The organism is Streptomyces sp. NPDC047974, from assembly GCF_040653375.1.
Lineage (GTDB): Bacteria > Actinomycetota > Actinomycetes > Streptomycetales > Streptomycetaceae > Streptomyces.
Genome location: NZ_JBEZNU010000002.1, coordinates 362,212 through 372,250, shown reverse-complemented (window position 1 = coordinate 372,250; position 10,039 = coordinate 362,212). Strand labels below are relative to the sequence as shown.

At 75.2% G+C, this 10,039-nt stretch carries 7 protein-coding genes and 1 tRNA gene; 3 read left to right on the top strand and 5 right to left on the bottom strand.

Going from position 1 to position 10,039, the window contains the following annotated elements:
* The 3 genes from AB0E19_RS04825 to AB0E19_RS04815 all read right to left on the bottom strand — a co-directional run.
* The coding region (locus AB0E19_RS04825) for an SPFH domain-containing protein (RefSeq protein ID WP_362173289.1) at positions 1-945 on the bottom strand (945 nt) is incomplete at its 3' end.
* Positions 946-1,035: 90 nt separating this feature from the next.
* Positions 1,036-2,145: a DMT family transporter gene (locus AB0E19_RS04820; RefSeq protein WP_362173286.1), complete on the bottom strand. Its 1,110-nt coding sequence runs from the start codon at positions 2,143-2,145 to the stop codon at positions 1,036-1,038.
* Positions 2,142-2,978 carry a phosphatase PAP2 family protein gene (locus AB0E19_RS04815; RefSeq protein ID WP_362173283.1) on the bottom strand — a complete coding sequence of 279 codons (837 nt, stop codon included), beginning with the start codon at positions 2,976-2,978 and terminating at the stop codon, positions 2,142-2,144. The genes AB0E19_RS04820 and AB0E19_RS04815 overlap by 4 nt, the downstream gene beginning before the upstream one ends.
* Before the next feature lie 191 nt (positions 2,979-3,169).
* On the opposite strand from AB0E19_RS04815, the gene AB0E19_RS04810 reads away from it, so the two are divergent.
* On the top strand, positions 3,170-3,772 hold the full coding sequence (locus tag AB0E19_RS04810; protein WP_362173278.1) for a TetR/AcrR family transcriptional regulator: 603 nt from the start codon (positions 3,170-3,172) through the stop codon (positions 3,770-3,772).
* Between the two features lie 29 nt (positions 3,773-3,801).
* Positions 3,802-4,170, top strand: coding sequence for a DUF488 family protein (locus tag AB0E19_RS04805; protein WP_362173275.1), 369 nt, complete (start codon positions 3,802-3,804; stop codon positions 4,168-4,170).
* On the opposite strand, the gene AB0E19_RS04800 is transcribed toward AB0E19_RS04805, so the two are convergent.
* Positions 4,167-4,688 carry a DUF309 domain-containing protein gene (locus AB0E19_RS04800; protein WP_362173272.1) on the bottom strand — a complete coding sequence of 174 codons (522 nt, stop codon included), beginning with the start codon at positions 4,686-4,688 and terminating at the stop codon, positions 4,167-4,169. The two genes, AB0E19_RS04805 and AB0E19_RS04800, sit on opposite strands and share 4 nt — an antisense overlap.
* Before the next feature lie 106 nt (positions 4,689-4,794).
* Between AB0E19_RS04800 and AB0E19_RS04795 the strand changes: the two genes are divergently transcribed.
* Positions 4,795-4,868, top strand: a tRNA-Pro gene (locus AB0E19_RS04795).
* A gap of 170 nt (positions 4,869-5,038) precedes the next feature.
* Here the strand turns inward: AB0E19_RS04795 and AB0E19_RS04790 are convergent.
* On the bottom strand, positions 5,039-10,015 hold the full coding sequence (locus tag AB0E19_RS04790; protein ID WP_362173269.1) for a hypothetical protein: 4,977 nt from the start codon (positions 10,013-10,015) through the stop codon (positions 5,039-5,041).
* Between the last annotated feature and the right edge of the window lie 24 nt (positions 10,016-10,039).

Sequence of the window (10,039 nt, the reverse complement as noted above, 5' to 3'; positions counted from 1 at the left end):
GGTGAGGTGCTCGATCCGGGGCAGCTGCTCGGCGGCCCGGGTGAGCGCCAGGGCCCGGAGGACGGCCGGCTCGGCCGCGGCGTGCGCCTGGAGCCAGGCCGTCTGCGCGGCCGCCCGCGCCTCGCCGACCTCGCGCGCCGCCTCCGCCTCGGCCCGGGCCAGCCGTACCTTCCGTACGGCCTCCGCCTCGGCCCGTACCGCGTCGGCGGCGGCCGACTCCTCGGCCTCGCGCCGGGCGTTGGTGCCGCGCTGTTCGACGAGCCGCTCCTCCTGGCGGGCCAGCTCGATCTTGCTGGCGAGTTCGTTCTCGGCGATGGTCCGCTCGCGTTCGACCGCGACGGCGCGGCGCTCGTACGTGGCCCGGTCGGCCTCCTGCTGGATCTGCTCGCGCGCGGGGGTGCGCAGGGCGCGCTCGACCTCGGGCTCGGGCCGGAGCGCGACGACGCGGACGGCGACCACCTCGATGCCGGTGGCGGGGAGCCGGGGCTCGGCGGCGAGCCCGTCCGTGATCCGCTCGCGCACCGCCGCCACGCCGTCCACGAGCGCCTGGGCGAGCGAGGTGCGCGCGAGCACGTCGAGGGCGTGCTGCTGGGCGGTCTCGGTCAGCAGGGTCGCGATCTGCTCCAGCGGGGTGCCGCGCCAGACGCCGGTGTCGGGGTCGATGGAGAAGTCGAGCCGGGCGGCGGCGGTCGCCGGGTCCCCGATCCGGTACGTGACGGTGGACTGCACGCTCACGTCCTGGAAGTCCGCGGTCCTGGCGTGGAACGCCATCGCGAGCTCGCGGTCGTCCACCGGCACCTCGGAGAGCGCCGCGCTCAGCGGCCGGAACCAGAAGCTGAGCCCGGCCCCGTCGTGCGCGAGCCTGCCGCCCCGCTGGTGGCGGATGTGCGCGGTGGGCGCGGAGCGGAGATGGCGCCAGCCGGCCCGCCGGGTGATGTCGGCCATGAGAGAACCCCCTTGTCGTCTCCATGACGATAGGTCCGGGGACCGATTTTCGTCAAGGTGACGTTAAGGGGGTCGGGGGTGCGGGCGCGGTCAGCGGGCGGGCTCCGCCTCCGGTACGGGGGCGAGCGCGCCGCCCAGCGCCTCGGCGAGGCCCGTGGATCCGCCCGGCTCCGGCGCGGGCCCGCCCGGACCGGGCGCGGCGCCGGATCCCGGCACCGCGAGGGGCGCGCCCGGAACGTCCGCCGCCGCGGACCCCTGCCCCGCCTCCCGCTGCCCCGCCTGCGTCGGGACCCGCGAGCCTTCCGGTGCCGGCACCGGCGTGCCCGTCGTGAGCAGGACCACGCCCCGGGCCGCGACCAGCGCGCCCGCCGCGGCGGCCAGCCAGCCCCAGGCGCCCGCGCGGAAGGTCTCGCCGAGCAGCGCCACGCCGAGGACGGCCGCCGCGGCCGGGTTGGAGAGGTTCACGACCGCGAGCGGCGCGGCCAGGCCGCCCCGGTAGGCGGTCTGGGAGAGGAGCAGGCCGCCCATGGCGAAGGCGGAGATCAGCAGCGCGAGCGTGGCGGTCTGCCACCAGGCAGGGGTGCCGCCGGGCAGGCCGAGGGTCAGCGCGGCCGTGAGGGTCTGGGTGAGGGCCGACGCCACGCCCGAGGCGACGCCGGAGGCCGTGGCGTGACCCAGCCCGCCGGCCCGCACCCCGCCCCGCGCCGTGCCGTCCCCCGTACGCCCGGCCCGCCGGCCGCCCGCGAGCACCGCGATCAGCAGGGCCGTCGCCGCGGCGACCACCAGGGACTCCCGCAGGCTCAGCGCCTCGCCGGGCGCGGCCGGACCGGTCACCGCGACGAGACCGACCAGGCCCGCCAGGGTCCACAGCGCGCCCCGCCACTCGGTGCGGGTCACCCGTCGCCGGGCGGTGTACGCGCCCAGGGGCAGCGCCGCCACCAGCGTGAGCGCACCGAGCGGCTGCACCAGCGTCAGGGGCCCGTAGTGGAGGGCGGCGACGTGGGCGAGGGCGCCCGCCGCGTTGAGGCCGACGGCCCACCACCACTGGCCGCGCGCGAGCAGCGCCCGCAGTGCCCCGCGCCCCGTGGGGGTGGAGGGGGCGGCGGCGAGCCGGGCCTGGGCGACGGCGGCGAGCGCGTAGCCGGCGGCGGAGACGAGCGAGAGGAGCACCGCGAGGACGGTGGCCGCGACGCCGTTCATCGCCGCGCCCCGGCCGGTACGGCCCCGGTCCCGGCGGCGGACTCCCGCCGGGGACGGGGCACCCGCGGGGCGTCGGGCGCGGCGGGCGTCGCGGTGGACTGCCCGGGCGACGGCACGACGAGCAGCGCGAAGCCGAGCAGGACGGCCGCGGCGAGCGCGTCCAGCCAGTAGTGGTTGGCCGTGCCGACGATCACCAGGAGCGTGATCGCCGGATGCAGCAGCCACCACCAGCGCAGCGGCGAGCGGGTCGCGGCGATCAGGCCGATCGCCACCATCAGCGCCCAGCCGAAGTGCAGCGACGGCATCGCGGCGAACTGGTTCGCCATCGAGTCCGTCTCGGGGACCGCGCCGTACACGGACGGGCCGTAGACCCGCGCGGTGTCCACGAGGCCGCTCCCGGCGAGCAGCCGGGGCGGCGCGAGCGGGATCAGGATGTGCAGCGCGAGCGCCGCGCCGGTGACCAGCGCCAGGACGCGCCGGGACCACACGTAGTGCGCGGGGCGCCGCCAGTAGAGCCAGGCGAGGAAGGCGATCGTGGCCGGGAAGTGCACGGCCGCGTAGTAGGTGTTCGCGGCCCGGATCAGGGGCTCGGCGTGCAGCAGGAGCTGCTGGACGGCGCCCTCGCCGGGGAAGTGGAGGGCGCGTTCGGCGTCCCACACGAGGTCGGCGTTGCGGAAGGCGCGGGGCTCGTGGCCGTTGGCCAGCAGCCGGCCGAACTTGTAGACGAGGAAGAGTCCGGTGACGAGCAGCAGCTCGCGCAGGAGCGGTGGTCGCCCGCCCTCCGCCGGGGAAGCGGGGCGGAGCCCGCGTGCCCCGCGTATCCGGGTAGCCATGGCGCGGCACTTCCCATCCGTCAATCGGTCAAATGTGCAACAAGCGGAGGAACTCTAGATCCGATTTCATCGAGACGCAAGCGTCTCGATACGTTTGCGTCTCGATTGTGCACCCCCTACTCTCGTATGTGCAGGGAAGAGGGAGCTCGCGCCCCGCGCGCAGAGCCTCCGGAGGTATCCGGGAGGGACCGATGTCCACACAGGCCGCCACCGCCGCCGCCCGCCGCAGCAAGATCACGCCGGAGCGCGAGGCGGAGCTGTACGAGGCCGTGCTCCGCCTGCTGCGCGAAGGCGGCTACGACGCGGTGACCATGGAGGGTGTCGCGGCCCGCACCAAGTGCGGCAAGGCCACCCTCTACCGGCAGTGGGGCACCAAGCCGCAGCTCGTCACCGCCGCTCTCGCCGCCCGCCGCTGCGGGGTCTTCACGGGCATCGACACCGGCAGCCTCGCCGGCGACCTCCACGAGGCGGCCCGCATCGCCTCCGCCCGCCACGAGCACGACACCGAACTCATGGAGGCCGTCGCCCAGGCGTACCTCCACCACCCCGACCTGCGCGCCGCCATCCGCGACACCGTCATCGCCCCCGAGGTCGCCGCCATCGACGCCGTCGTGCACCGCGCCGTCGAGCGCGGCGAGGTCGCCGCCGACAACCCGGCCATCGCCTTCGTCGCCCCCAGCTTCATGGGCCTGCTCCGCATCGAACGGCTCCTGGAGGACCGCTTCCCCGACGCCTCCGCCGCCCGCGCGTTCGTCGACGCCGTCCTGCTGCCCGTCCTGCGCGTCGACGGGTGACGCGCCCCGGGCGCGCGCACCCTGGACCCATGCCCGCCACCACCCCCGACGTCCGCGTCCGCCGCGTCTACGACGCCCCGTCCCCCGACGACGGGATCCGCGTCCTCGTCGACCGCCTCTGGCCCCGCGGCCTCGCCAAGGCCGACGCCCGCATCGACGAATGGCCGAAGGACCTCACCCCGTCCACGGAACTCCGCCGCTGGTACCACGGCCCCGGCGAGGGCGACTACGAGGAGTTCCGCCGCCGCTACGAGGCCGAACTCGCCGCCCCCGAAGCGGCCGCCTCCCTCGACCGCCTCCGTGCCCTCGCCACGACCGCGACCCTCACCCTCCTCACCGCCACCAAGCACCCCGAGACCAGCCACACCACGGTCCTGCGGGACGAACTGACCGCCTAGGGCCCGTCCGGCCGCCCGCCCGTGAGCCGGGGCGCCTCCCCGCCGGCGTCCACCTGCGCGCCCCGCTCCACCCGGCCGGCCAGCTCCCCGGCCCAGCGCAGCAGGCCGGCGACGTCCACCCCGTACGTGGCGCCGCCCCCGTCCGCGTACCCCCCGACCCGCCCGGCACCCCGCCGGAGCAGCCGCGCCCCGCCCGTCGCGTTCCCCCGGGCGGCGTGCGTCAGCCCCACGGCCAGCTGCGCGAGTCCCTGCCAGAGCTCCCGCTCGCCGCCGGGTCCCGACTTCCAGGCGTCCTCGAACACCTCGTGCGCGTGGAACGGCATCCCGGCGTCCAGCAGCCGCTGCGCCTCCCGCACGGTCTCCCCGGGCGCCCGCACCACCCCCTCGGGCTGCCGTGCCACCCCCGCCGCCCCGTACGGCAGCGGCCGCCCCAGCCCGTCCCGGGGCCGGGCGCTGCGCGCCCGCCCCTCCGCGTCACGGTCCCGGCCGCGCTCCGGCCCTCCGGATTCCTCGCTCACCCGGCCATTCTCCGCCCCCGCCGACCGGAGTGTGATCGCCACCCGTGGAGTGGGGTAATGTTCTCCTGCACGCCGACGCGGGAAACACCCCGCCGCCGACGCGCACCGGGACGTGGCGCAGCTTGGTAGCGCACTTGACTGGGGGTCAAGGGGTCGCAGGTTCAAATCCTGTCGTCCCGACTCGAAAGAGTCGTCATCGTGGGGCCGTTTCAGAGAGATCTGAAACGGCCCCACGGTCGTTCTCGGCCTTGCGCGCCCCGAGCGGCCTTGCGCGCCCCGAGCCCGGGGACCGGCATCCCAGGCCTGGGGACCGGCAGCCCGGCCCCCCGGGGGCCGGGCCGTTCACGGGGCTACAGATCGAGCGCGCCCTTCGGGCTTGTGTTCGGGGCCGGCGGCCGGGGGCAGAGGCGATGCACGGCGGCGCGGAGTTCCTTCTCGCAGAGGTGGTGGGAGAGCCCGGGGCCGAGCGTCCTCCACATGCCTCCGGCGATCCGCGGGGTCCTGAAGTGCGCGCGGAGGACCGGGGAGCGGTCCGCCTCGCGGGTGAGCAGCGTGACGAGTTCGGGGTACGCGTCGGTGGCCTGGTGCCAGTGGGTGTCCAGCGGGCCCGCGGCCGGGAGCAGACCGGCGCGCGCGGCCGCGATCAGGACCCGGCAGGTGTCCTGGGGGTACCAGTGCTGGGTGCCGGACCGCTCGAAGGAGTCCACGGCCTGCGCGACCGTCGCGACCGACCAGTCGGACTCCGGCAGCCACGCGGAGGCCCAGGCCACCGCGGCCGGATGCGCCACGGTGTTGGGCCGGAGCGCCGGGACCACGTCCGGGATGTGGTTCCGGGCCCCGCACTCGTGCAGGGCCTGGGCCGCCCATCCGATGCCGTTCCAGTGGGCCTCCGCGTCCACCACGAGGCCGCGGCCCGCCACCTGCCCGATGAGCCGTCCCACGGCCTGCGCCAGGGAGTCGACGGACCGGTCCGCGGTCCGCGCCACCTTCAGCAGCTTGCTCGCCTGGTGGAGTCCGAGCGCGTGCGCCAGGACGTCGCCGGGCAGGCCGAGCACATGGCCGAGCACTGTGTCGAAGGCGTCCTCCCCACCGGTCAGCCACAGGGCCTGCAGCAGACCGGGGACCTCCTGGAGGTCCGACCGGAGCGCGAGACGGATCCGGTTGATCAGCCGGTCGACGTTGACGCTGGCGGCCAGCTGCTCACCCCACTGCGGCTCCCACATGTGGGCGAGCGTCAGCATCTCGTTGACCGCCCGCGGACTGGCGAAGAGGTGCAGGGTGGACTCCCACCGGGTGGTGACCAGGGTGTGCATCCACTCGGTCTGCTCGGTGCGGTTGGTCACCCCGAGCCGGGCCAGCGCCCGCCCGACGTGCCCCTGCGTCAGCGGGTCCTGGTCGAACTTGAAGGCCTCGACGAGCGTCATCCACCGCCGGCCGTCCCGCAGGGCGGCGAGCTCCGCTCTGCCGAGCCCCGGGACGCAGCGCTCCACCTCGCTCAGCAGCTCGGCGGTGAGCGGCGGATGCGCCACGCTGCGGAGGACGAGCTCCTGCAGATGCGAGAGCTCCTGCCCGGCGTGCGGCCGGCTCAGGGCGTCCACGGCCGTGGACGCGGCGCCCGGCTCCAGCGTCCGCAGCTGGCCGAGGGCGGTGGTGAAGGCGCCGATGCCACGGCAGACCTGGAGCCGCTCCGCCCAGTCCCACTGGGGGTGCTCCGCCATGAAGTTGTGCAGGACGATGCGGGTCGCGTCGGCGTGGCCGCCGGCCCGCAGCGTACCGGCCGTGACATGGAGCTTCTGGGCCACGTCGCTCGCGCCGCTCAGCAGCGGAGCCCGTACGGCCCGGTCGACCTCGATCCGCTTCGCGTAGTCCACGCCGATGTCGGGTACGAGCGCGAGCGCGAGGCGGTGGGTGTGCACCATGCTCTCCGGATCGAGCCCCGGCTGGGACATCCGGTCGCACAGCACCCTCCGGTCCAGGCGCTCGGCCAGCTTCTGCAGGAAGGTCTCGCCGAAGTACTCGTCCTGGATCAGCAGCATCCCCAGCCGCGGGCCCCAGGGCCGCGCCGTGCCGCGCTGGGTGTGGATGCTGGAGACGACGAGCCGCAGGGCCCCTTCCTCGATGTCCTGCCGGAAGTCCGCGCCCGCCTCCCACAGCCCCCGCAGCAGGTGGTAGACGATGGCGGGCCGGCGTTCCCGCCGCATGACGTTCTCGACGAACTCCTTGCCGATCTCCATGGCGAGCCGGTAGCTGAACCGCTCCCTGGTGGCGCAGTACAGGTCGTCCACGCGACTGACCGCGCCGAGCAGCATGCCGGCGCCCCGCGCGTCCTCGAAACTCCTGACGCTCTTGGCGAGTTCGCGGGCGAGCCGGGTGTCGGCGATCAGATCGCCGTCCCGGTTCTCCTGGTACAGCAGCGTCCGCAGCGTGCCGCCGTGGATGTTGCGGACCGTGGAGATCAGGATGGCCGCCTCGGCGGGCGGCGCCGCCTTCACCACGGGCACCAGAGTGCGCCCGAACTTCAGATGGTTGAGCAGCCGGTTGCACAGCCCGCGGTTGTTCTGCGCCAGGTCGAACAGGGCCTGGCTGATCTGGATGGCGTCCGAGTGCGCGAGCGCCGCCTGGAGCTGCGACTTGTACTGCTCGATGATCTTGTCCCAGTCGCCCGTGCCCTCGAAGTGCAGGCTCAGCGAGATCCAGGAGAGGATCGCGGCCAGGGACCTGTCCTTGGTGGGGGCCACCTCCAGGAGGCCCTGCGCGGGCTTGAAGAAGGGGCGCAGCGCCGTCGCCGGATTGTCCTTGCGGGCCTGCCGCGACTTGGCGAAGATCACGTCGTCCATGCGCCGCACGGCGATGAGGTCCCGGTGGTTGGCCGGATCGGCGTCGCGCGCGAGCTCCTCGGTGCGCTCCTCGAGCCAGTCGCAGACCGTCGCCGTCGGCGTGGTGCCCTCACCCGCCAGCTTGAGCAGCGCGCTGACGAGATGGTGCCGGTCGGTGAGGCTGGAGGGTCGTCCGAGGACCGTGTCCAGACCGGTCTCGCCGACCCACGCCACGAGATCCGCCGGCTCGGTCGTTCCCGAGAGCCGGAACTCGTCGTCCCACAGGGCCGAGAGCCCGAAGGTCAGGTCGCGTACCGTCAGATCGTCGACGCGCCTGAGGTGCCGCAGTACCGCCGGGAGGGCCGCCGCGGTCCAGTCGGCGTCGCTGTTGCGCCGGCACAGCCGCAGGACCTGCAGGGCCTTGCGCGGATGCGCCCGGGCGGCCCACTCCGTGATCGCCTCGCGGACCGACGGGAGCTTCAGCAGCAGCGCGAGCCGTTCCGGAGCGTACGCGGCGCACTTGCGCAGCAGCGCGTCGAGGCGCGGCTGGTCGTCGTCCCGGAAGAGCCCCACCACGTACGCCTCCAGGCGGGCGGGGAAGGCGTCGAGGCCGTCGGGGCTGGCGGCGGCGATCAGCGCCTCCGTCCGGACGGTGCTGGGGACCCGTGCCAGTCCCTGGTGGACGACGACGCCGAGCGCCTGCCGGGTCTTCTCGGGGATCGCCGCCACGCGGGCGACCGGGACCCCGTCGTCCAGCCAGGACACGGCGGCCAGCAGGTACACCGCGGCCCGGGCCTCGTCGTCGAGGGCGTCGCAGACGGCCTGCGCCCGAGCCCGTACGCGGCCTGCCCCGAGGCCCTTGTCGGGGAGCGTCCCGGCGGCGGCCGGCTTGTCGGCGGGTTCCTCGCGCAGCAGGTCGCCCAGGACGCCGAGATCCCCGTGGCACGCCTCGACGGCCAGGCCGACCGACGCCGTGTCGTCGGCGCGGACCCGGTACTCCCCGGGCGCCTGACGGATCATCCGCCGGGCCAGTTCGGGGACGTCCTCGGGCGGCACCAGGGTGACGTAGGCGGTCACCCCGTGGTTCTCCCAGCGGTTGGCGGCCCCGTCGACGAAACGGGTCAGCGCGAGCACGCCCACCTTCAGTTCGCCCAGGCACTCCAGGGCCTCCCCGATGTTGCCGTCCTCCAGGGCGAGGAGGTCCTCCAGGACCACGAGGGCCTTCCTGCGCCCGGTGTCGACGCCGGCGGCGGTCAGCGCGGCGCGCACCACGGGCAACAGGTCGCCGTCCGGAGGGAGTTGACGACTGTTCGGCGACAGGACGACGCTCTGCCAGCCGGCGGCCTCCAGCTTCCGCACCACCTGCTGGGCGCAGACCGTCTTGCCGCTGTTGCGCGCCCCGGACTGGATCACCCGGGACAGGGGCCGCTGGTGGTACCGCTGGAAGAGGAAGGAGGACCGCTCGAAGTCGACCAGGCGTTCGTCCGCCGGCCCGCTCCACCCCGGCTCGGAGTCGCCGGCTCCGGTCGCGTGGAGGATCCGCCACCCCTCCTCGTCGAGGATCTGCGCCGCCCGGCGGCCCACCGCGGCCTGCCACCGCTCGCCCCAGAGCAGCCGGGCGGCCCCGAGCAGGGTCGGTTCGGGGTCCGACGCCACGCTGCCCGCCCGGTGCAGCCGCCAGCCGTCGGCGGCCCGCCACAGGACGTCGAGGCCGGCTTCGGCGGCGGCCGCCGCGGCCTGTTCGGGGCCGGCCGGAGGCAGCCAGTCGCCGTCCTGCGAGATGCCCGCCAGGGCGAGGACGCCCAGCGTGCCGAGGTCGGGGAGGCCGCCCGCGGCGGCGATCCAGGACAGGGCGACGGCCAGCGGCGCGGAGTCCGGGGCGACGGTGGAGGGACTGAGCACGTACGGGGCGTCGATCCGCGGGCGCGCCTCGCCGGCGGGCTTCCGGCCCACCGTCGCCACGAGGGGCTCCGCCGCGAGCAGGCCCCGGTCGACCGCGGCGGGGTCGGGGAGCGGCGAGGCGGCCAGGGCCCCGTCACGGCCGGCCGGCACGAGGTCGGCGCCGGCGATGACGTACCAGTCGTCCACCGGTGCGAGGAGCAGGGGCATCCCGCCCACCGGCCTCGGCCCGGGCACGCCGACGCCGTCGGGCTTCACGTCGTCGACCCGGCCCACCAGCCGGAAGAGCTCGTCCAGCAGTCCGGCGTCGAGCTCGCCGAGGACGTCCTCCAGGTACGTGGCGCCCTCTCCCGCGTACTCGGACACCAGCGCGCCGGGGCCGATCGGCGTCTCCTCGCCGGAGAAGTCGAACGGGCGTCGGGGGAGGGGGATCCCCCCGTCCAGGGACCGCTGCCCGAGGTCCACGACCATGCGGAGCCGGGACTCGACGCGGACCCTGTCGACCGCGGGAGCCGTCAGGTCGGTGGCCAGCGCATGGAGCGCCATGTGCAGTTCATGGGCCAGGGACGACTCCCTGACGGCCGCGGGCACGCTCTGCTTCTCGTCGCTCACACTCGACTCCTCGACTCCCCGTAT